This is a genomic window from Shouchella oshimensis, assembly GCF_002019765.1.
Classification (GTDB): domain Bacteria; phylum Bacillota; class Bacilli; order Bacillales; family Bacillaceae_D; genus Shouchella; species Shouchella oshimensis.
Genome location: NZ_KV917380.1, coordinates 1,526,969 through 1,547,796, shown reverse-complemented (window position 1 = coordinate 1,547,796; position 20,828 = coordinate 1,526,969). Strand labels below are relative to the sequence as shown.

At 39.2% G+C, this 20,828-nt stretch carries 25 protein-coding genes; 8 read left to right on the top strand and 17 right to left on the bottom strand.

Features of this window, described 5'->3' with window-relative positions; translation table 11 throughout:
- Positions 1 to 56 precede the first annotated feature (56 nt).
- Positions 57 to 497 (top strand): hypothetical protein, encoded by a 441-nt coding sequence (locus BK583_RS07710; protein ID WP_055736337.1) that lies wholly within the window; start codon positions 57 to 59, stop codon positions 495 to 497.
- Here BK583_RS07710 and BK583_RS07705 read toward each other — a convergent pair.
- Positions 486 to 1,442 carry an NAD-dependent epimerase/dehydratase family protein gene (locus BK583_RS07705; RefSeq protein ID WP_055736336.1) on the bottom strand — a complete coding sequence of 319 codons (957 nt, stop codon included), beginning with the start codon at positions 1,440 to 1,442 and terminating at the stop codon, positions 486 to 488. The genes BK583_RS07710 and BK583_RS07705 overlap by 12 nt on opposite strands.
- Positions 1,443 to 1,451: 9 nt before the next feature.
- Positions 1,452 to 2,705 carry a nucleotide sugar dehydrogenase gene (locus BK583_RS07700; protein WP_055736335.1) on the bottom strand — a complete coding sequence of 418 codons (1,254 nt, stop codon included), beginning with the start codon at positions 2,703 to 2,705 and terminating at the stop codon, positions 1,452 to 1,454.
- 513 nt (positions 2,706 to 3,218) lie between these two features.
- Between BK583_RS07700 and BK583_RS07695 the strand changes: the two genes are divergently transcribed.
- The 3 genes from BK583_RS07695 to BK583_RS07685 all read left to right on the top strand — a co-directional run bounded on the left by BK583_RS07695 (position 3,219) and on the right by BK583_RS07685 (position 5,727).
- Complete coding sequence (locus BK583_RS07695) at positions 3,219 to 3,920, top strand: BMQ_0737 family morphogenetic spore coat protein (protein WP_038481377.1); 702 nt, start codon at positions 3,219 to 3,221, stop codon at positions 3,918 to 3,920.
- Positions 3,921 to 4,060: 140 nt separating this feature from the next.
- Positions 4,061 to 4,789: a hypothetical protein gene (locus BK583_RS07690; protein WP_055736334.1), complete on the top strand. Its 729-nt coding sequence runs from the start codon at positions 4,061 to 4,063 to the stop codon at positions 4,787 to 4,789.
- Positions 4,786 to 5,727 carry a CgeB family protein gene (locus tag BK583_RS07685; RefSeq protein WP_055736333.1) on the top strand — a complete coding sequence of 314 codons (942 nt, stop codon included), beginning with the start codon at positions 4,786 to 4,788 and terminating at the stop codon, positions 5,725 to 5,727. The genes BK583_RS07690 and BK583_RS07685 overlap by 4 nt, the downstream gene beginning before the upstream one ends.
- Here the strand turns inward: BK583_RS07685 and BK583_RS07680 are convergent.
- The 7 genes from BK583_RS07680 to BK583_RS07650 all read right to left on the bottom strand — a co-directional run bounded on the left by BK583_RS07680 (position 5,715) and on the right by BK583_RS07650 (position 10,820).
- Positions 5,715 to 6,776 (bottom strand): glycosyltransferase, encoded by a 1,062-nt coding sequence (locus tag BK583_RS07680; protein ID WP_055736332.1) that lies wholly within the window; start codon positions 6,774 to 6,776, stop codon positions 5,715 to 5,717. The two genes, BK583_RS07685 and BK583_RS07680, sit on opposite strands and share 13 nt — an antisense overlap.
- 3 nt (positions 6,777 to 6,779) lie before the next feature.
- A complete protein-coding gene (locus BK583_RS07675) occupies positions 6,780 to 7,106 on the bottom strand; it encodes a DUF1360 domain-containing protein (RefSeq protein WP_038481389.1) in 327 nt (108 codons plus the stop codon).
- 106 nt (positions 7,107 to 7,212) lie between these two features.
- Positions 7,213 to 7,992 (bottom strand): enoyl-ACP reductase FabI, encoded by a 780-nt coding sequence (gene fabI, locus BK583_RS07670; RefSeq protein ID WP_055736331.1) that lies wholly within the window; start codon positions 7,990 to 7,992, stop codon positions 7,213 to 7,215.
- A gap of 54 nt (positions 7,993 to 8,046) precedes the next feature.
- The gene (locus BK583_RS07665) at positions 8,047 to 8,988 is read right to left on the bottom strand and encodes an RluA family pseudouridine synthase (protein ID WP_078440086.1); all 942 of its coding nucleotides are present in this window, start codon (positions 8,986 to 8,988) and stop codon (positions 8,047 to 8,049) included.
- Positions 8,981 to 9,781, bottom strand: a complete 801-nt coding sequence (locus BK583_RS07660; RefSeq protein WP_038481394.1) for an NAD kinase — start codon at positions 9,779 to 9,781, stop codon at positions 8,981 to 8,983. The genes BK583_RS07665 and BK583_RS07660 overlap by 8 nt, the downstream gene beginning before the upstream one ends.
- Positions 9,782 to 9,797: 16 nt before the next feature.
- Positions 9,798 to 10,421, bottom strand: a complete 624-nt coding sequence (locus tag BK583_RS07655) for a GTP pyrophosphokinase (protein WP_038481397.1) — start codon at positions 10,419 to 10,421, stop codon at positions 9,798 to 9,800.
- 21 nt (positions 10,422 to 10,442) lie between these two features.
- Complete coding sequence (locus BK583_RS07650; protein WP_055736330.1) at positions 10,443 to 10,820, bottom strand: UPF0738 family protein; 378 nt, start codon at positions 10,818 to 10,820, stop codon at positions 10,443 to 10,445.
- A gap of 99 nt (positions 10,821 to 10,919) precedes the next feature.
- On the opposite strand from BK583_RS07650, the gene BK583_RS07645 reads away from it, so the two are divergent.
- Positions 10,920 to 11,498 (top strand): CYTH domain-containing protein, encoded by a 579-nt coding sequence (locus BK583_RS07645; protein WP_038481400.1) that lies wholly within the window; start codon positions 10,920 to 10,922, stop codon positions 11,496 to 11,498.
- A 51-nt stretch (positions 11,499 to 11,549) separates the two neighbouring features.
- Here BK583_RS07645 and BK583_RS07640 read toward each other — a convergent pair whose 3' ends face one another.
- Positions 11,550 to 12,179, bottom strand: a complete 630-nt coding sequence (locus tag BK583_RS07640; protein WP_236702397.1) for a lytic transglycosylase domain-containing protein — start codon at positions 12,177 to 12,179, stop codon at positions 11,550 to 11,552.
- Between the two features lie 168 nt (positions 12,180 to 12,347).
- Between BK583_RS07640 and BK583_RS07635 the strand changes: the two genes are divergently transcribed.
- The 3 genes from BK583_RS07635 (at position 12,348) to BK583_RS20440 (ending at position 13,995) form a co-directional block, all read left to right on the top strand.
- A complete protein-coding gene (locus tag BK583_RS07635; protein ID WP_055736329.1) occupies positions 12,348 to 12,743 on the top strand; it encodes a globin domain-containing protein in 396 nt (131 codons plus the stop codon).
- Positions 12,744 to 12,760: 17 nt separating this feature from the next.
- Positions 12,761 to 13,654 carry a ClpXP adapter SpxH family protein gene (locus BK583_RS07630; RefSeq protein ID WP_055736328.1) on the top strand — a complete coding sequence of 298 codons (894 nt, stop codon included), beginning with the start codon at positions 12,761 to 12,763 and terminating at the stop codon, positions 13,652 to 13,654.
- Between the two features lie 155 nt (positions 13,655 to 13,809).
- On the top strand, positions 13,810 to 13,995 hold the full coding sequence (locus BK583_RS20440) for a hypothetical protein (protein ID WP_124742292.1): 186 nt from the start codon (positions 13,810 to 13,812) through the stop codon (positions 13,993 to 13,995).
- 5 nt (positions 13,996 to 14,000) lie between these two features.
- Here the strand turns inward: BK583_RS20440 and pepF are convergent, their stop codons facing one another.
- From pepF to BK583_RS07600, 7 genes are all read right to left on the bottom strand, one after another.
- Positions 14,001 to 15,806 (bottom strand): oligoendopeptidase F, encoded by a 1,806-nt coding sequence (pepF, locus tag BK583_RS07625; protein ID WP_055736327.1) that lies wholly within the window; start codon positions 15,804 to 15,806, stop codon positions 14,001 to 14,003.
- A gap of 58 nt (positions 15,807 to 15,864) precedes the next feature.
- Complete coding sequence (locus BK583_RS07620) at positions 15,865 to 17,094, bottom strand: competence protein CoiA (protein ID WP_055736326.1); 1,230 nt, start codon at positions 17,092 to 17,094, stop codon at positions 15,865 to 15,867.
- A gap of 48 nt (positions 17,095 to 17,142) precedes the next feature.
- Positions 17,143 to 17,772 (bottom strand): adaptor protein MecA, encoded by a 630-nt coding sequence (mecA, locus tag BK583_RS07615; RefSeq protein WP_055736325.1) that lies wholly within the window; start codon positions 17,770 to 17,772, stop codon positions 17,143 to 17,145.
- Between the two features lie 192 nt (positions 17,773 to 17,964).
- Complete coding sequence (gene spxA, locus BK583_RS07610; RefSeq protein WP_035397066.1) at positions 17,965 to 18,360, bottom strand: transcriptional regulator SpxA; 396 nt, start codon at positions 18,358 to 18,360, stop codon at positions 17,965 to 17,967.
- Positions 18,361 to 18,696: 336 nt separating this feature from the next.
- Positions 18,697 to 18,834: a hypothetical protein gene (locus BK583_RS20675; RefSeq protein ID WP_158318532.1), complete on the bottom strand. Its 138-nt coding sequence runs from the start codon at positions 18,832 to 18,834 to the stop codon at positions 18,697 to 18,699.
- Positions 18,835 to 18,849: 15 nt separating this feature from the next.
- Positions 18,850 to 19,419, bottom strand: coding sequence for a GNAT family N-acetyltransferase (locus tag BK583_RS07605; RefSeq protein WP_038481421.1), 570 nt, complete (start codon positions 19,417 to 19,419; stop codon positions 18,850 to 18,852).
- Between the two features lie 157 nt (positions 19,420 to 19,576).
- Positions 19,577 to 20,806, bottom strand: a complete 1,230-nt coding sequence (locus tag BK583_RS07600; protein ID WP_055736324.1) for a putative glycoside hydrolase — start codon at positions 20,804 to 20,806, stop codon at positions 19,577 to 19,579.
- Between the last annotated feature and the right edge of the window lie 22 nt (positions 20,807 to 20,828).

The following is a 20,828-nucleotide window of genomic DNA, read 5'->3' as shown; positions in this document are numbered from 1 at the left end:
AATCGCCTCTTTCGTACATAGGATGGTAGAAATGCCAGCTGAGAGGACTGAGTAAAATGACACAATCCACTTCACGGCTAACACCCGTACAGCTTCATCAACGCCTCATTCATGCAGAATCAGAAATTGTCCGCTTAAATAAAGAACTCGAACGTTATAAAAATGATTATCACTACAACATGATTGATGAATTGCTTGCAGAAAATAAAGAGCTTCTTGACGAGTGTTCACGATTAAAGGAACAAGCACCAATGAACGAGAATCAGTCGCAAAAAACAAGCAGTCAAACGGAAAGCATGGAATCGACAGCAACAGTAGAAAAGAAACAGGATGAGCAAAAGGATGAGCAAAAGGATGAACAACAGCCGTCTCAATCACATGATGAATCCGTCTTCTTTTCAAGCAAAGCCAGTTTACCTAATCAACCAGACTCCCTTGAAGACAACAGTCAAACTAGTTGGTTCACTCGAAGTATAAAAGCGAGATCAAAGAAATAAGCGATAATAATGAATGGTTTCTTTTAGCCCATCCACTAAAGAAACAGAGGCAGAATGACGAAGTATCTTTTCCATCTTATCTGTATAAGGTACACGTTTTTTCATATCTTCAAAGCCACTTTGATATACCTTCTCATATGGAACAAGCTGAATATCTGATTGGCTATTAGTAAGTTGAACAATAGACTGTGCAAGTTGTAAAATCGATATTTCTTTGGAAGACCCAATGTTAATCACTTCACCATTACAATAATCGTCTATTGCACGGCTAGTTGCGTCCACTGTATCTTTCACATATGTGAAACATCTTGTTTGCTTTCCATCGCCATGAACATAAAGGGGCTCATTTCGTAAAGCAGCCGAAATAAAAATGGGAATGACCCCTCCATATAAACCAGACTTTGCCCTCGGACCATACGCATTAAAGTAACGCAAAATTGTTACCGGCAATCCTTTCTTTCCAGCAGCCAAAAACATGTGCTCCTCTAACGCTTTAACTGTTGCATAACACCAACGATGAGTACTTGTTGCTCCTACTAACCGATCTCCATCTTCCCTATAGGGTAGGTCCTCACTTTTTCCGTACACTTCAGAAGTTGATGCAAACACCACTTTCGTTTTCGATTTGATCGCTTTCTCTAGCACGACTTGTGCAGGTATTAAATTTCCTGTGATGATTTCATCTGGTTCCTCTACACAGCGTCGCACACTTAGTGAAGCAGCCAAATGAAACACCACGTCAGCCCACTTCACCCAGTGCTCAGTAACATCAGCATCTTCTACCCGGCTATTTATAAAAAAAAACCGTGTTGAGCGTGCAAATTCCTCTACTAAATCATCATCTCGCACTTGGTCCATAGCGCATACTGTGTGTCCTTCCTGAAGTAGTTTTTCTGTTAAATGAGAACCAATAAACCCCAGTCCTCCTGTGACCAATATGTTCATACGCCCCTCCTATAATTTGTGAATATGTGGCCCTTCGACATTCAGACATTGTTTTGTATCAAAAATGGATTTACTATGCTGAACAATCATGTCGTAGTCAAGATCATCGTGATCGGTCAGGAAAATAACTAGATCAAAGGCAGATAACGTGTCTTTCGCGATCGTAATAGATTGATACGGTTGATCACATAAAGTGTAAACGGGTATGAACGGATCGTGGTAAGCCAAATGAGCGCCTGCTTGAATAAGCCGCTCCGCCACTACAATTGATTTAGACTCTCTCGTATCCCTTATATTCTTTTTGTAAGAAAGACCAATTAATAAGATAGACGCGTCTTCCACAGAGTGAAGCAAGGAGCGAATCCGCTTGATAATATAATCCGGCTGTTCATCATTAACTACTTTAGCTAAATCAATAAACCGTGTTGTTGCTCCAGCTTGATTGACTTTCCATTTAAAATAAAGGGGATCAACTGGGATACAATGCCCTCCTATACCTGGGCCCGGGCGGTACGCGGAAGACCCATATGGCTTCGTATCAGCAGCAACTAAGACTTCTTCAACGTCGATATCTAATTCATAACAGGCCCGTGCCATTTCATTAACAAACGATAGATTAATAAACCGCTGAGTATTTTCAAACATTTTTACTGCCTCTGCCACTCTTGTTGAACTAACAGGAACGAGCTCTTTAAATACGGTTTCATAAACACGTTTCACTTTCTGCAAGCATTCAGAAGTCATTCCACTAATTATTTTTGGGACATCTGTTAAATGAAATTGTTTATTACCTGGATCGATTCGTTCTGGTGAATAACCAACAAAAAACGTTTTTCCAACAAGAAATCCTTCTCCTTCAATAATAGGAACGATAATTTCTTCTGTTGTTCCCGGGAACGTAGAACTTTCTAATATAAGAAGCTGTCCTTGTTGCAAATGTGGCGCTAATTGTTTTAAAGCGGTTTGCACATAACACAAATTAGGGGTTCCCGTACTTGCTAATGGTGTAGGAACACATAATACAATTACCGTCGCCTGTTTTGCCTCTTCACACCGAACTGTTGCGGTAAAGGAGCGTTTCATTAATGCCGTAATGGTTTCATCTTCAATTTCGTTTATATACGAGCGATGTTGGTGTAAGTCATCTACTTTCCCTTGGTCATGATCAATTCCAATGACGTGATGCCCTCTCAGACTACATTCAATCGCTAAAGGTAGCCCAACATACCCTAAGCCAACAATGGCTATCTTCTGTTTCTCCATGTCACACAAACCTCTCTTATTTGTCTTTCTGTACATTTGCCTAATGCGTTACACTATTCACCGTAAAAGCAAAATGTTCAGTAAAGCCGTTTTTTCAGCAAAAAAACTTTCATGAAAGAGCACGAACAAACCGGTGAACGGAGAGCTTACAACCTAAATAAGAAGCAAAAAACCGTTTATCTCTATAGAATAGAAACAAACGGTTTTTCTCATTAAGGTCTTTTTTTACCACAACAGCCGGTATTATGTTTTTTATCGGTAGCCGGCTTCGCAACTGGTTTCTTTGTCACGAAATAACCATGAGGATTCTTTTTGTACTGCATTGCAACCTCTCCTTATATAGAAATGAACGCCTTCTATTCTATGCAAAGATAAGAAAGTTTGTTTAAGGTTTAAAAATAAGCGCACATATTTAGACAACAGTCATACTATACAGTAGTCCGAACGCCTTTAGTTGCTTTGTTAGTATTAACAATTGCCTACTAACGGTTAAAATTAAAAGGAGGTCCCTCCATGAGTCACGATCATGAAAAACACAATGTTTGCATTAGTGTCCCTAAGGTCTTCGATTGGGTGACACGTCAAGTTGATTTACCAACACTTAGCTTTAGAGAGCCTGAACTTTCAACGCTCTTCCCTGATTGCACAGGTCCAACACCGGGACCAGGCTCGCTATGCGCTTTACTACAGGCATTCCCGAATTATCAAACGGTTTGCCGTGTGTTAGAAAATTCTCTTCTAACAAACGAAGTAACAAATCCATTTGGCCGCACAGAAGTTGAGGTTACATTACCAAATGGTGAAGAAGTTTGCTTAGAGAAAGTAAAAGTATTAGCAAAAGGATTAATTGAGGTTGATCTTTTAGATGAGCTTGGGAACCTAATCTGTACCTCAGATCCGATTGATTTTGCAACGATTCAAACGTTCTATCTTTGTGCTCCTGAAGGCACATCTGTAGATGCATTTATTTCTGCAGGTCAGTGTGACGCGGAAGTTGTTTGTGATGCAAACTTCTCCCAACTCGATATTTCATTCTCATTCTGCTTAGATGTTCATGTTTTTGCTGATGTTCGCTTAGAAATTGAAGCAGCTTACTGTAAGCCAAGACATGAATTCCCAGTATCTGATGTCATTTGCAGCGAGAACAAATTTCCACCTCAATGCCCAGTTGTTTTCCCTGGTAAAGGGTTCGGAAAGAAAACGTCTGTTAACTAAACAAGCGTAGGTCGCACTCGTATAGTGCGGCTTTTTTCTGTTTTTTACGTTCCAAGAGTAGATGCACAGCTTTTTCTTCTTATTTTCGAAACTGTCTCATAGACTGTACCAAGGGAAATCAAAAAAGTGAGGCGGTTTACGTGACGGAAGAACGAATGAATACGTTAGATAAAAAAATCATTCAACTGAATCAAAAAATTCTTCACTACCGTTCTGAGGTAGTAAAACAAGATCGATTATTAACAGATCAACGTAAACGGATCCACGATCAAGATACGGTCATTGAAGAATTAACACTTCGTCTAGAGGAATTAGCAAATGACCCGGCTGTTTCGGAAGTAGATTCTGCATCAAAAGTAGAAATCACTCCTTCTTTAGAGGAAAAGGACATTCAAGTAGACTCGTTTTTTACGTATGCAATAATGGCTCCATATGAAACAAATGAAGAGGAGCCCTTCGTCATTAAAGGGCACATGATTATTGAAAACCGTGGAGCATCAGCTTTAAACAACCCCGTCATTTGTTTAAGCTTTAATAAACCCGAGCTCGCAAATTTATCTGGTAGAATTGAACGTTCAAAGAACAATCTACAGCACTACTCAGTATCTCGTGAAGGCGTAACCGATACATGGAAATTTGTTGAGGAGCAAGCAGATAGGCATGCAAAACAAACAGGGCAATTCTGGCTCAGCCCTCCTATTGACACTATTCCAGCACGGTCATCTATCACATTTTCTGACTTTGAAGTGGTCATACCAGCAGTTAAAAAAAACACTTCCCTTTCTTTACAAATTACCGGCTTTGTATATGGAGCCGATTTGACTGAAGGGAAAGCATCTTTAAATACGATTGCTTTAACGGTATCATGAATGTTTTATTACTTACATCTCCTTCGGGAGGAGTCTATCATTTTTTTGAACATGCACTAAAAAAAGGGTTAACGGCATTTGCTACTGTTTACACCCAATCATACATTGCCTGTAATAGTCAGTCGTTGGTTCGGTATTGTCGACAAAACCAGATCAATTGGATCATCACATTTAATGGTTATTTTTTTTCAGCTAAAGATAAAGCGCTTTTTCATGCAAATAAGCTCCCTCCGTTAGCAGTTTGGTTAACAGAAGAGCCTTACCACACCACTTCATCACTAGATGTTCTCACATTCGCTACAGTAGCGTGGTCTGTTGAATCTGGGTCCACTGCATTTTACAAGGAACGTTCTACACCTATTTCTGTTAGCTATGTGCCTCTTGGCTACGATGATCAATCGTTTTATCCTGCAAAGGGTAACGACACTCCACAATATGACCTTGCGTTTGTCGGCTATCCATATGAAAGTCGAATAATGTGGTTAAAGCAAATTGAAGAGCACTTTTCTTTAAAGGTAGCCGTTGTCGGTCCTTGGCAGAAAGATGACCTGCCCTCAAAATTCGACCACATTGCCACTTGGTTACCACCTGAAAAGGTAGGCACCCTCTATCGTCAATCGAATATTGTTTTAAATAGTTATCGAAGTGGGAGCAAAGAAATCGAAGCGAAAAGTATAAACAATCGTACATTTGAAATTGCTGCTACTGCAACCTGCCAGCTTAGTGAATATCGAAGCGGGATTCGAGATTTCTTTTCAGCAGCGGAAATTGCTACGTTTACAAATCAAGAAACCTTACGGACACAACTTCAAGAACTGGTAGAAAACGATGACGTTCGTAATCAGTACGCTCTTTTAAGTTATAAAAGGGTATCAGAGCATACGTTTTCACACCGAGCTCAGCAACTTTATAAAGAGCTTAACTCTTACTCTTCGTAAGAATTAAGCTCTTCTTTTGATAAGCATTGTTTTTTTAGCTGATCATAAAGTGCGACTCCTGAGATTTCATCTACGAGCCACCCTCTCCCCATGGTTTTAACCGCTTCGGCTTGTGCACCTAAATTGAAAGTAAGAACTGGATAACCTAACGTCATTGCCTCATGTGTAGTAAAGGAAAAGGTTTCTGGAACGACAGACGGAATACAGATTACATCAATTTGATCTTTTCGTAACATTTCTTCTAAATTGTCGCCATTATAAGGGCCACGCTCTACTATTTTTCTTCGTTGCTTTAATGTTAAAGCGAGATCCCCATAAGAATAGAGCGCTAACGGAAGGGGAGCTTGCTCAAGATGATCTAATAGTTGAGCTACTACAACCTCTCCCTTATGTAAGAAGACGTTACCAAGAAAACCAAGCCTGAGTTCCTTATGGTTCTGCTGATTATGCTTTCGAATCACGCTTTGTTTCAAATGGGATAGTGAGTGAGGAGTAACGGTAATGTGTATATCAGGAAAATAGGCTAGATACATCTCTTTTGTAGAGACGCTTGGTGCAACAATGGCAGCTGCTTCTTTATAGAGGGTGTAGTAAAAATTTCTCCATTTATCGACTGTAAAAGAAGCACCTCCTGCTTTAATCAAAATAGGCCTGTTTGCTGTTTCTGTTACGCAGCCCTCGCAGACCGAACTATCTTTTTCCATCTCACAATAGCGCTGTTTATGATTGATAAAAAAAACATTTGGACAAACCCCAAAAAAATCATGAAGATAGACGGTATATGGACAATCAAGGGTACGCAACAGTAGCTTCATGTCGCCAAGTGAAAACCCCCATAAATGGTGTAGCTCAATTTTTTTAATGGTCAGCTTTTTTAATCGGTTCATAAGCGCATAAATGGATGAATAGATCTCCTTTTTTCTATTGTTCCATACAAGCCAGAACTGGCGTGTCGTTGTAAAGCATTCAATCGTCTTGCCATTCAATCGTGTTTGGATATACTGACTGACGCCCCCGCCACCGTTATGATGTACAAGAAGAGTGTACATGAATTACATCCTTCTTGAGACGGACTCAACGAAAGCAGCTCCATATGCAATGCTGAGACAAAGGAAAATCGGAAAAAAGACGCTTGGTAGGAACCAAAAACCAATAAAAAAGAATACGGCTACCCATACACTCGTGCACCAATAACACGATAGCAAAGAGCCAATAAATTTACGTACACCTTTCCCTTTCGGATAGGCGTACAAGGTTCCATCTTCTTCTTTTAACTGAATAAAAGGGTTGCGAAACCATTCCATAATGTCGTCCGTTACGAAGAGCCTTGTCATTCTTGCTGTTGCTAATATTAAAATCAACCATTCAAACCACGTCATTTCCCACTCCTCCTCTTCTTTATGCATATGAATAAAGAAAAGAAGATATGAAAACAGGGCTTGTATAAAAGAAAAAAGCGACCAATCACTTCGGTCGCTTTAAAGATTAAACAAGAGATAGTGTGCTATAACCGCCATCTACGTGAATGATTTCCCCTGTAATGCCACGAGATAGATCGCTAGCAAGAAACAGAGCTGTGTCTCCAACCTCTTCCTGTGTCGTCGTTTTACGTAATGGTGCTTTTTCTTCAATTTCTCTTAAAACATCATTAAAACCGCCAATTCCTTTTGCAGCAAGAGTACGAATCGGTCCAGCTGAAATAGCATTCACACGAATACCGTCTTTTCCTAAATCATTTGCTAAATATTTTACACTTGCATCAAGTGCCGCTTTCGCTACGCCCATCACATTGTAATTTTTCACAACACGCTCGCCACCTAAGTACGTTAACGTCATGACGCTTCCACCTTCTGTCATAAGCGGACGCGCAGCCTTACAAACAGCCGTTAATGAATATGCACTAATATTTTGAGCCAAAAGATAGCCATCACGGGTAACGTTTAAATACTCCCCTTCTAATTCTTCTTTATTGGCGAAAGCAATACAGTGCGCAACACCAGAAATGGCTCCAACTTGTTCTTTAATGTCGTTAAACGTTGCATCAATTTCTTCGTCACTTGAAATATCACAAGGAAGAACAAGATGCTCTCCTTCAAGGGATTCAGCTAATGTCTTTACATTTTTTTCTAATCGTTCCCCTGCGTATGTAAATACGAGCTTTGCTCCTGCTTCATCTAGCGATCGCGCAATTGCCCATGCAATGCTTCGCTTATTCGCAACACCCATTACTACATATGTACGTCCAGTCAAATCAATTGATTTCATCTGTAAATCCTCCATTTTTTATTATCAGGTACTAATAGTTTATCACATTATTTATCAGTCAACTAGCATAGAAGGTAAAAAATCTTGATTCGCATCGTCTATCGTCATATCAGCGCAACGGTTCTTCCAATCTTTAGGGAGGGCACTTTTTATCACATACCTTTCTCCAGTTAGAGGTTGTGTAAATGCTAGCTGATAGCAATGCAACGCTTGATGAGTAAAAAACTGCTGATCACCACCATATAAGCCATCTCCTAGAAGGGGCAAGCCAATCGACTGAAGGTGCACACGTATTTGATGTGTTCTTCCTGTTTGCAATTCAAGCTGAAGGAGGCTTTCTTTCCCATTGCTGGCCAATCGTCTGTAATAGGTAAGAGCTGGCTTGCCATCAGCCCTTACTTCTCTTTCGATAATGCTTGAGGCTTTGCGACCTATTGGTGCGTTTATCAGCCCTTCTAATGTCGATACACCCGTGACTAATGCTGTATAATAGCGCTTTAATTCGCCTTGTTGCTGTGCTTTAGAAAGAAGATCGTGAGCATAGCGATGTTTCGCAATCATTAGTAAACCACTCGTTCCACGATCTAATCGATTAACCGCATGAAAAGTTGCAGCAATGTCTTGTTCTTGATAATAGTTCAACACCGCATTCGCTAATGTATGATCTGGATGATCATGGGAAGGAATCGTTGCCACCAGAGCCGGTTTTTCTACTACGAGAAGGTCTGTATCTTCATAGTGAATGGTGAGAGCCATTTTCTGTGGCTTTAAAGATGAACTTACTTGCTCAATAGGAAGACGTATTCGCACGTGATCCCCTTCGTTCACATTTGCTCTAACGGTGACTGGCTCATCGTTCAGATAGATCTCACCACCTTGAAATTTTATCGCAGACAGTAACCGTTTGGAGAGCTGCTTTTCTTCACGTAAAAAAGCGCGCAGTGAGAGATTTGCCTCACTTTGACTAACGCGCCAGTTTAATTCCTTTTTATTCACTGATGAACGACTCCTTCACTCGCTTCCAAAACGGAAACGGACGAAAGCGTGCAAAACGGACTTTTTCTTCCGCTACTCGACATTGAACAGTGTCAACGTTTTCTTCATAATTTGGCACATTAAAATGATCAATCGTTACTTGAACAGATACATCATTTAACAATTTCAATAAGCACGTATGGTGCTGAGGCAACACAAGTGGGGAACCTAACGTACGATAAACGCGATTGTTAATTGAAGCCATTTCAGATAGCTGAATCGATGCTAAGGATGGATGCAAAATAGCACCACCTAACGCTTTATTATATGCTGTGCTTCCTGAAGGCGTCGACATACAGAGGCCGTCTCCTCTAAATGTTTCAAATACCTCGCCTTTTATTTCGACGTTACATACTAGAGATCCTTCTGAACTTTTAATCGTTGATTCATTTAACGCTAAGTAGCGCCTTGAAGCTCGTCCATCTCGATATCGTATCACCACTTCTAATAAAGGGTACTCAACAATTTGATAAGGCGTTTTAATAATATGTGTGACTAGGTGGTCAGCCTCTTCTGGTACCCAGTCTGCATAAAAACCAAGATGCCCTGTATGTATACCTACAAAAGCAGTTTCTTCTAATCGGTGTGCATATAAATGAAACGCTTCAAGTAATGTGCCATCTCCACCTACAGTAATAACAATATCCGGTTCTTCATGATCAAGAAGTAAATCTGCTTTAAGTAACTTTTTTTTCATTGACTCACATAATTCATTCGAAAGGTTATCCCCCCTCGAAGCAACTGAGAACTTCACGCCATTAGCCTCCTGCCTATCCTCTATTTTGGCGTTGTTTTGCGGTAATGATCCGCTGCGCCTCTTGAACTTCATCCCGTATAATTGACATTTCCTCATCTAGCCAAAATGCAGCTTCAGACGCTCGTTGCAATCGCATGTTAATATCATCAGGGATCTCTCCACTGTATTTATAGCGTAATGAGTGCTCAATCGTTGCCCAAAAGTTCATCGACATTGTTCGAATTTGCAATTCGACAATGACATTTTCTCTACCCTTAATCGTATGAACAGGATACTGGAGCATCATGTGGTAGGAACGATACCCACTTGGTTTCTTTTCTTTTATATAATCACGTTCAGAGACGATGACAAAATCCGTTCGAGATCGGATTAAATCAATCACCTTATCAATATCTTCTACAAATTGGGTGACAATTCGAACACCGCCAATATCTTGCATCTCCCCTAAACGGTTAAGAGGGATTTGCTTTCGCTCTGCTTTATTTAAGATGCTAGAAATTGGTTTTACTCGGCCAGTAACAAATTCAATCGGTGTATGGAGAGATGTTTTTTGATATTGCTCGCGAATTCCCTTTAGTTTCACTTTTAACTCGTCTACCGCTTGTTTATAAGGAGTTAAGAAAGAATCCCAATCCATTTTTCATCACCTGCTTTTTCGCTATTCAAACACTGACTTCACTGCCAGTTCAAATGCTTCTCCATAATTTCCATTCCCTTGTATATTTTCTAACAAAAAAGCCATTTCATCATTGAACTGTGCTAATGTCAAACGAGTACTTTCATTCAGTTTCAAATAAAAGGTTGTGTCGCTTTCATAACCTCTCTTCAAATCAGGCCAAACATGTTCATCAAACCGTATACCATGGAAGCCTGTATGATCTTCAATAATATACAAAAATGCAAATTCATCAGAGTCCACTAAAATCCGCTCGCCATCCTTTAAGTCATTGGCACTACGATCGCTTACCTCCTGATCTAAATAGACCGTTGTTACGTCGTCCCCTACCTCAATTGATTGTACATGTAAATATTCCATATGACCCCTCCAACTTGCCTCTTTTTCCGATTATATCTTATCATAAATAAGAGCTAAAACACACATGATGAGTGTAAGCAACGAAAGGAGAGGTGAATAATGACAACAGAAATGGAATATGAAGCAAAATCTCTTCTGACAAAAGAAGAATACGAGCAATTCCAATACGTACTCGGCGAGAAAAAACCAATTACTCAGCAGAACGAGTATTTCGATACAGTTGCATTTCATTTAAAACATGAAAAAGCTGCATTACGCATTCGAACGAAAGAAGGAAAAGTTGTTTTAACGTTAAAACAACAAACAGATGAAGGAATGGTGGAAACCCATCAACAATTAAAAGAAGCGGATCATGCTTTATTACGTTCAGGGACATTGCCTGAAGGGTCTGTAAAAAAAGCTATACAATCCCTCCTTCCAAATCAGACCTCATTTTATCCATATGGTCAGTTGATCACACACCGAATTACGTATCCATATAAAGACGGGTTGCTTTGTCTTGATCACAGTGAGTACAATCATCAAGAAGATTATGAAATTGAATATGAAGGTACCTCAATGACTCAAGCAGTTGAAGTACTAACAGAACTGTTAACGCAACAGCAAATAACGTGTAAACCTGCCGCTAATAAAGTTGCTCGCTTCTTTTCAACCTCTCCGCACTTCACCGATAACTGAATCGTACGTAACAAAAGGAACCAAGCGCACGAAACGTTTGGTTCCTTGTTGTTAGGCTTGCTGGTACGTATTCATTACTTTCGGTACATAGGCTTGGGTTTCTTTAAATGGCGGTATTCCGTTGTATTTATCAACGTTCCCTGGACCCGCATTATAGGCAGCTAGTGCCAGAGATACATTCCCGTTGTAACGGTTAAGCATGTCTTTTATATAACGGACGCCGCCTCGAATATTTTGTTCCGGATCAAATATAGATGTCACACCAAGCCCTCTTGCAGTTCCGGGCATAAGCTGCATCAATCCACTCGCGCCAGCAGAACTTACCGCTTTTTCATTAAAGTTTGACTCGTGCTTGATGATCGCCATTGTCAGTTTTGGATCTACTTGATATTCATTCGAAATCCGTTCAATGAGAGGCATATAGGCTTGCGCGTTTGCAGAAAAAGAAGTACCGTTTGTCGATGAAGAGGAAGCACTTTGTGTAGGCACCTGCTCTAACTGTTGATTAAATAATGGCATTAAAAAAGGTAACGATAAAGAAGAAGATTGCGCAGAAGATGTTTGCTGCATCGCCGTCGCCAAAAACGTGCTAAAATCAGTTTGATCCGTGGTTACGGTTGGAACTGTGCTCGTATTTATGCGATCATAGCCTTGTGCTAGCGGCCAAAAATGAATAGTCAATCTTGTTCACCTACTTTTCACGAACATTTTCTTCTATTGTACAGGGAACTCCAAAATTAGACAATATGATTACCCTTTTCACTCGTTCTAAAACACATGATTTGCCCAACTGGATAAACGTTGCTACAATAGATATATGGTATTGATTTAAAAGGAGCGAGGGTAACCGTGCCTGACCAAAACAAAACTAGCCCTTATGCTTTAATGGGTGGAGACGCAACACTAGATCCTCTCGTTGAAGCTTTTTATGGCTACGTAAAAAACCATAGTGATTTAACTCATTTATTTCCTGACGATTTAACAGAAACAAAAGATAAGCAGAAAAAATTCTTAACGCAATTTTTTGGTGGTCCACAAGCATATACAGAGGAATACGGTCATCCGCGACTGAGGGCCCGTCACATGCCTTTTGTCATTAGTCCTGTACAAGCGGACGCATGGCTTGCTTGCATGGAAAAAGCGATGGACGACGTGCATTTATCAGGTGAAATTCGTGAATTTATGATGCAGCGACTTACATTAACCGCCCATCATATGGTGAATCACGTATCCGCACCAAGGTAAAAGAAAGGAGTTGTACCATGAACCTTAAACGTCATTCCTTTGAAGAGTGTAATCAAGAAATGGGTATTTGTGGCATCTCCGATTCACGTGAGCAATTGCCATTAAAAAAGCCGATTGAAATTTATTTCTTCATCGATCCACTTTGCCATGATTGTTGGACAATTGAACCGATTATAAAAAAGTTTCAAATTGAATATGGTCATTACTTTAAAGTAAGAATTCTTTTAGCAGGGAAATTATCGTATTGGAACGCTTTTAATCGCTCTTTAAAAAAGAAAAACAAACATGAAACACAACTGGATCCAACGATGTGTTGTGCAGGTAAAGTCGAATTAAACAAAATGGATATTAATCCATACAATGCCTATATCGCAGTAAAAGCAGCAGAACTTCAAGGACCTCATGCTGGTCTTCGCTTCCTAAGAAAACTACGAGAAGCATTGTTTCTACGAAAATGCAACGTGACAGATGAAGCTATTTTAAAGCAATGTTCTAAAGAAGCTGGACTTGATGTCGATATCTTTTTAGATGACCTGCATTCTAAGACTGCTACAAAAGCCTTGCAATGTGATATTCAGACCACATCAGAAATGGATGTTGAATCTGTACCAAGTCTCGTTTTTTTTAACGGCAACTCTGAAGAAGCCGGTATAAAAATTTCTGGTCATTACCCTTATCACATATACGTGCAGCTATTAGAAGACATGTTAGGTTTTACCCCTGAGCGAGCATCCCATCCAAACTTGGAGGCATTCCTTTGTCATTATGGATTTTTAGCAACCTCAGAAATTGCTACTGTTCTTGATAAATCGCCTGAAGAGGTCGAACGTTCATTAAAGTCGTTAATGCTTCAGCAAAAAGTAGAGGCGGTCCCGTTCAAATATGGAACTTTTTGGAAATGGATTGCATGAGAAAAGCTACGTATCTTTGACTAGATACGTAGCTTTTTTATATTGCAAAGAGAATGTGACATGCAAAGTCTATCTTAACGTATAATGAAAGTAGAATGCAAGTATTTCTTTATGAACTTTTGCTATTTCTCGTTTCACAAAGGAGCGTCGATCCATTGAAAAAAAGCATGTTCTTCCTTCGTTTGTTGCTGTTGTTTGGTGCATTTGGGCTATACTTAATGAGTTTGTTGCATTTATTTCCCATCTGGATTGCCACACCGTTATTGTTTGGCGCCAGCTACTTTCTCTTTCGGCCAAATCAAAAGAAACACCGGTTTAAAGGCTATCGATCACGGGGTTAAGATGATTATTCGGCAAGCAATTCCTCAAGCTCATTCAACGTGTCTTCAAATCGTTTCATCGTTACCTGTACAGGTTCTTTTGATGTCATATCAACACCAGCTTTTTTCAGAAGCTCAATCGGAAAATCGGTCATGCCAGATTGTAAAAACGTGATAAAACGGTCAGCTGCAGGCTTTCCTTCTTTGTGAATGGCATCTGATAAAGCGACAGCAGCACTATAACCGGTTGCATATTGATACACATAATAGTTCATAAAGAAGTGAGGGATTCGTGCCCATTCATAGGCGATGGCGTCATCTGTAATCACATCAGGCCCATAATACTTCTCATTTAACTCTTTATACGCTTTTGCTAGTGCGTCTTTTGTAATGGCCTGACCTTTTTCGTGATGCTTATGAAGAAAATGCTCAAATTCAGCAAACATTGTTTGACGAAAAACAGTTGTTCTCATCCCATCTAATAATTGATTCAGTAGGTAGATTCTCTTCTGCTTTGTTGTTTCCTTTTTCATTAAATAATCGTGTAGCATCAGCTCATTTAGCGTTGATGCTACTTCTGCTAGAAAAATAGTGTAACGACCATACACCGGAGGCTGATTCTCTCGAGTAAAATAGCTATGAACACTATGACCAAACTCATGTGTAAGAGTCGACAAACTCGTATACGTGTCCTGCCAATTCATTAAGATGAACGGCTTTGTTCCATAGCTGCCTCCACTATAAGCACCACTATCTTTCCCTTTATTTTCATATAAATCAACCCATCGCTCGTTAAGCCCTTTTTGGACTATGTCTACATATTCATCTCCAAGAGGTGCAAGGGATGAAAGCATCGTTTCTTTTGCCTCTTCATAGGTGAAAGGTAATTGAACATCTTGTACAATTGGTGTGTATAAATCGTACATATGTAATGTTTCTAGCTTTAATAAGCGTTTTCTAAGGCGCATATAACGGTGTAAAAGAGGCAAGTTCTTTTCAACCGTTTCAACTAGCTGGTCATACACACGTTCTGGGATATACGTTTCATCGAGGGCTGCTGCCCTTGCTGAATCATAGCCTCTCATCGTCGCTTCAAACTGTTTTGCTTTTACTTCCCCACTTAAAATGGACGCAATTGTATGACTAAATTGCTCATATGAAGCATAGTAAGACTCGTATACTTGTTTTCGGATAAATCGATTTGGCTGCGCCATAAGCGTTATAAATCTACCTGGTGTTACCGTGATGTCTTCTCCCTTTTCATCTTTGACCGTCTTAAACGTCATATCTGCATTTGTTAGGAGGGAATAGGTTTTTCTAGAAGCTGCAAAGGGTTCTTGTAATCGGGATAGTAACGCTTCTTCTTTCTCCGACAAAATATGATCTTTTCGATGATGGATGAATGCAATGTACTGCTTGTATTTCTGCAACGGCTTGTATGATTGTAAAAACTGCGCTAATTCCGATTCACTCATTTGTAAGATCTCTGGTTGCACAAAAGCCGTTTTATCATTGAAATCTACGTACAGCTGTGATCCTTTTTCGCTGCGCTCTTGTAAAACCGAGTTTGTTGTGTCAACATCACTACTATGACGAGCATAGACTAAGATCTTTGTAGCCTCTACTTCCAAATCATAGTACGCTTCTAAAACTTGAAACACTGTGCTTGCTGAAGATACTACTTTCCCTTTATACTTTTGAAACCCCTCCACTTGTGTACGCAACTCTCTACAAGCGTCTTCCCATTGTTCGGGTGTACTATAAATTGATTCCAAGTCCCAAGTTGACTCTTCCGGAACTTCTTCTCGTCTTACTACTTTTTCTTCTGCCATTCCGCGTACCTCCTTCTGTATCGTTTTTTCATTATAACAAGTATTTAGAACAATAGCATCACGACAAATACATCTCTCTTTTTTTATTTTGTTCTGACCATTTTTGTACTAAAATCGTTTCACTATCAGGCGTTTCTTTTGCCGAATAGACTCGTTTACATACGAGAGGTGAATCAGGTAGTTTTTCCAAATAACGAAAGGAAATGAGAAGCTCCAAGTATTGTACAACTAACGTTGGAACAACCCTTTTGTAGGAGCATTGAGCACGCAGCCCCCATTGAAAGTGTTTACCTAAGGTAGTCAATCGTTGGTTGATAGTCGTAAAGGAGAAAGGCTTCTGGAGGGGAAAATGTTCTAAAAGATCAAATATGAAGAAGGTTTGCCATACGTGAGGAGGCGCTGCCACATATACTTGAGCCGGTAATGTCCATCCAATTAATGAAGGGATGCGATCTAACCGCATTTGTTGGTAATAAGGAAGAAGGAAGGGATAACTGAGCATCATTTGTGTAGCTGCTTTTTGACGGTATCGTACGTATTCACTATTTAATGAGGTTACAGGTCGCCAGGGAGGTGAGAATAAGCGTTGAGGAGTTAGTTGATTTATTCTGATAAAATCACAATTAGCAAGGATAAGATTCCCATGTAAACTGAACACATTGGATAGAAAGCAAAACACCTTTTGAATGGGGTCAAAATAATAGAGGTATCGACTGTGGTTGTATAGATAAATGGCATAAAATTCAAATTCCTGCAGTCGAAATTGAGCAGCATGTTTTCGCTTTAATCGCTGTGCACCAAGTATCCAGAGCGGCACAATATTTAACGATCGGTAGGCATTGTTACGAGTAATCATATCTTCTGTACTTATAGTAGAACATTGATATTCAATTGCAATACCTTTTTTGGCTGTTTGGACGTGAATATCTGGACGTTGTTTTGTTTGCGGTAAGTAATGTTCCATTGATGTTTTTGGGAAGGTGTGCAAGAAGAAAGCGTGGAGGATTTCTTTTCCTTTTTGGTGAAGAAGGGATTCATTCGTCGAGCTCCCCTTACATGTGGATAATGTACGATGAGCAAAGTGCCATCGACGTTTTGCTCCTAGCCGCAAGACAACTTCTTGCTTACAGCTTTGACAAAAGAACGCCTCTTCTAGCCTTTTTTTTACCCAGTATTGTCTTGAATGCGAATCATGAATGTGCACTAGAACACCTTTTTGATTTTTCGCCGTATACAAACTACCTCTCCTTTCTTTCTTAATAAAAGACATTCTCGTTATCGTTTTCATAATCCTCCTTTCATCACAAAAAAAAGAAACGTCTGTTGACGTTCCTTTTTAAAACGCTTGCTTTATGATACTCAATCCATTTGTCACAGCAATTTCTTTTCCGTACTCTTTTAGCCTATGAATCGTCAATTCTGACTCGTAGCCAAACTCTAACATACGACTTAATAAATTGTCTTGTTCATCTTCTGTATAATGATCGTTATTAAAGTGGATGTGCAAATAGTAACGACCTTCGTAATGATATAGGCTATTCGCCAAAAACTCAGGCTGCACGGAATGACTTAGAGAAATAACATCTTCGAATTCTCTAAAACCGATAATAATCTCAAGTTGATCGTATTGTGAGTCCACTTGCTTATTTAATTCGTCTAGCTCCGTGTTCCCTTCCTCGATCTCTTCTTCTTTAACCGGAATCTCGAGCTTCATATTTCCATCAGAAATTTGGCCACGTGTCACGAGAATTTCTAAGCCTTTATCGTGTGCATGGACTTGAATCCATAGAGGACCATCAAGCTCAAAGTCATCACGATCACTTGCTTCATTCATCATGTCATAAAAGAGTTCTTCTCCTCGTTCACGATTATACCAGATCTCTTCACGCTCGAAACCACGTTCCTCAATATCTTTATAGGTAATAAAAAATCGAATTGTTGTATCGTTTACGCGTTCAATCTCCATTCTCGCTCCCCCTCCTAACGGATTATGGTTGTCACACTCAAGAAGTGAGCAGATCCTCTATTTCTATTGTATGATAGATCAGAAAAAAATGAAATGAATCTGCATGCTTTCGGCGAGATTATTGATTTATAATTCTCTCTTATTGAGAGAAGAAAGTCAAGAAAAAAACCTTCTGTATCCAACAGAAGGTCATTAATTTACAAGACGTTGTGCTTCTTGAAGTTGGAATGTACGAACTTTTCGTGGCAAAAAGCGACGAATTTCCGCATCATTATACCCAACTTGAAGACGCTTCTCATCAAATATAATCGGTCTACGTAATAATCCAGGATTATCACTAATAATTGTAAATAACTTTTGTAGCGGCAAAGATTCCAGTTCAACATCAAGCTCTTGAAAAACTTTCGAGCGTGTTGAAATGATCTCATCTGTACCGTCTTCAGTCATACGAACGACATGTTTTACTTCTTCTACAGAGAGTGGTGCTGCAAAAATATTCCGCTCTTCAAATGGAATATCATGCTCTTCTAACCATGCTTTTGCTTTTCTACAAGATGTACAACTAGGGGATGTTAGTAGTGTGACCATCTTATTGAATCTCTCCTTTACATCATTATCAATTGGACTTCTATTTGCATTCGTTCACTTAATCACATTCTTATTATACAATTTTGTCTAATAGTTGTATAGTGTTGAACCGTAAAACTTATACAAAGATTAAACAAAAAGTATGTGAAAGACTACAACTAATTATATAATTACCCCGATTTGTTTTTGTTTAAACCTATTTTTTCTTTTATTTATTGCTTTCACGCATAAAAGTAGGAGGGTTTTTAATTCTAATCGTTACAGTTTAATCTAAAAACAACATAACGCTCTCTATATGACAACTGTCATATAAAGAGCGTTACTCGCTTACCTATTTTAAGCACTACATTTTTTCGATTGTGGATACGGGTGGTCATTTAGACGACGTTTTCGAAACTTGCCAAAACGCTTCCGCAATAAATCTTCCCAAATTCGTCGTTTCTTTTTATTTTTTTGCTTTTTTTTCTTTTGCACACAAACACCACCTTTTCAAGAAGGTTTCACAGGTTTGCTTTCTTCCTCATACGTTAATACTTTGTTAACGGGCTCATAGGATTCACCATATAAATGTTTATCTTTATACGTATGAATCGTTTCGTACGTGTGTTTCATTTGTTCATAAATTGTATTCTCATCGTCGTTCTCTGGTGACCAAAAAAGAATTTCTAATTCATTGACTTCATTCGTCGCTAGAGAACGCCGACGATAGCCGATTGATTTAGCATGAGTAAAACCTTCTCGTTTATAGAACCGCTGTCTTTTTTTTGTATCTGTGTCTTCATAATCAACAGGTTCTACTTCTAGTATAATCGGCTTTTTCTTATTTTTCAATTGGTCCAATAATTTTTTCCCTAAACCTGCTCCTCTCGCATTGCTTGAAACAAACAGATAATCGACAAACACAAATTCGTCTGTTTCCACGTACATGAGTACATGTTGATCACTTTCGTCTTTGTGATAAATATCACCTTTCTCTTTTAACAAAAGTTTCATATGCTCTTCCGATTTCATTTCCTCAATAGGAAAATACTCTGCAAGTTTATCATACCAAGTTTTCATGACACATTTCCTCCTTTTTATTGCTACTATACCGTCATTTCACCAATTACAAACCTACTCTCTTGTAGTATTTCCTGACGAGTCGATCTTATGAATACGTTCCCCCTTTAAAAAAGGTTGTTTAACTCGGTCTACACCAAGTTAAACAACCTCTTCTTTATGGATTCACGTAATTAACGCCTTCTGTATACGAGTTACTTGCATTCCAGAGTAAAAATTCATGAATATCATTGTCATGAAGTGCTTTAATCTGAGCTTCAACTTCATTTACACCATAATTTATATAGTTTCCAGATCCTAAATAACTGGCAGTAAAATCTTGCAGCCAAGGTCTTTGAACTGGCTTATCATCACCCAACTCAGCTAGCACATCGTTTTCAAGTTGAGAGTACTCATCCATTACTTCATATGGATACAAATCTGGCTTATCAATATCACCAATGGAAAATGGTCCCCAGTGGCTCGGGTACGGCATTGATGAAATCACGTCAACATTCTTAGAGATTTTCACGAAATCTTGTCCTACATTTTCTTCAAAACCACGCGCTGCAGCACCGAAGATATCAACAGATACATCTACACCAAATGGCTGTAATTCTTCTCGGGCATAGCCAACAAAATCTGCAACTGCGTCAATTCGACTTTCAACAGTAGCTCCATCACCCTCGTCATAATTCCCTAAACCATACTCTAAACTGTCAGAACGGCCTAAGAAACCTTCTGGAAAACGAACATAGTCAAACTGAATGTCTTTAAAGCCCATTTTCGCAGCTTCTTTTGCCACTTCTACATTGTAATCCCATACTTCTTCTAAAAATGGATTGACAAACGCATCACCATTTCGGTTTTTCCATAACTGACCATTGCTTTCTCTAAAAGAAAGCTCAGGCTTTAAGTCAGCAAGAACTGAGTCTTTAAACACAACAATTCGCGCAATAGGATATATATCATTCTCTTCTAAAACCGACATCATTGCAGCAGGATCATCAATATAGTTTTTTGCAATATCGTAAAATGGAGAATCCTCTTCAGGCATATACGTAATGTTTCCAGTATCATCCTTTATGTCAATGACCATTGAATTAATATCTGTCTCATTTACAAAATCAACAAGTGTATTTAATCTTGAGCCGCCTGCAGAATGAGCAGTTAAAAAGATCCCTCTTACGCCGTCTTCAGGATAATCAAACTGATAGCCAGATTGATAGACAAATCGAGCAGATGACGAAGGAATTTCGAACGTTTTGCTTTCACTTGTTACTTTTTGCGAATGCATTAATGCCACACCTGAATCTGCTTTTGCCTCTGTCGTTGTCATTAAAAACAATGCAGACCCAAGTGCACCTGCACCGATCGTATAACAAGTTCGTTTTAAAAAGTTATTCATACCTACACTCCTTAGTTTTAAA

Excerpts from the sequence above, each read along its gene's own strand:
- mecA (WP_055736325.1), bottom strand. The coding sequence starts at position 17,772 with ATGGAGATTGAACGCGTAAACGATACAACAATTCGATTTTTTATTACC.
- BK583_RS07630 (WP_055736328.1), top strand. The coding sequence starts at position 12,761 with ATGAACCTTAAACGTCATTCCTTTGAAGAGTGTAATCAAGAAATGGGT.
- BK583_RS07700 (WP_055736335.1), bottom strand. The coding sequence starts at position 2,705 with ATGGAGAAACAGAAGATAGCCATTGTTGGCTTAGGGTATGTTGGGCTA.
- BK583_RS07605 (WP_038481421.1), bottom strand. The coding sequence starts at position 19,419 with ATGAAAACTTGGTATGATAAACTTGCAGAGTATTTTCCTATTGAGGAA.
- BK583_RS07685 (WP_055736333.1), top strand. The coding sequence starts at position 4,786 with ATGAATGTTTTATTACTTACATCTCCTTCGGGAGGAGTCTATCATTTT.
- BK583_RS07645 (WP_038481400.1), top strand. The coding sequence starts at position 10,920 with ATGACAACAGAAATGGAATATGAAGCAAAATCTCTTCTGACAAAAGAA.
- spxA (WP_035397066.1), bottom strand. The coding sequence starts at position 18,360 with ATGGTCACACTACTAACATCCCCTAGTTGTACATCTTGTAGAAAAGCA.
- BK583_RS07695 (WP_038481377.1), top strand. The coding sequence starts at position 3,219 with ATGAGTCACGATCATGAAAAACACAATGTTTGCATTAGTGTCCCTAAG.
- BK583_RS07650 (WP_055736330.1), bottom strand. The coding sequence starts at position 10,820 with ATGGAATATTTACATGTACAATCAATTGAGGTAGGGGACGACGTAACA.
- BK583_RS07600 (WP_055736324.1), bottom strand. The coding sequence starts at position 20,806 with ATGAATAACTTTTTAAAACGAACTTGTTATACGATCGGTGCAGGTGCA.
- BK583_RS07620 (WP_055736326.1), bottom strand. The coding sequence starts at position 17,094 with ATGAAAACGATAACGAGAATGTCTTTTATTAAGAAAGAAAGGAGAGGT.
- BK583_RS07675 (WP_038481389.1), bottom strand. The coding sequence starts at position 7,106 with ATGACGTGGTTTGAATGGTTGATTTTAATATTAGCAACAGCAAGAATG.
- BK583_RS07680 (WP_055736332.1), bottom strand. The coding sequence starts at position 6,776 with ATGTACACTCTTCTTGTACATCATAACGGTGGCGGGGGCGTCAGTCAG.
- BK583_RS07655 (WP_038481397.1), bottom strand. The coding sequence starts at position 10,421 with ATGGATTGGGATTCTTTCTTAACTCCTTATAAACAAGCGGTAGACGAG.
- pepF (WP_055736327.1), bottom strand. The coding sequence starts at position 15,806 with ATGGCAGAAGAAAAAGTAGTAAGACGAGAAGAAGTTCCGGAAGAGTCA.
- BK583_RS07705 (WP_055736336.1), bottom strand. The coding sequence starts at position 1,442 with ATGAACATATTGGTCACAGGAGGACTGGGGTTTATTGGTTCTCATTTA.
- fabI (WP_055736331.1), bottom strand. The coding sequence starts at position 7,992 with ATGAAATCAATTGATTTGACTGGACGTACATATGTAGTAATGGGTGTT.
- BK583_RS07710 (WP_055736337.1), top strand. The coding sequence starts at position 57 with ATGACACAATCCACTTCACGGCTAACACCCGTACAGCTTCATCAACGC.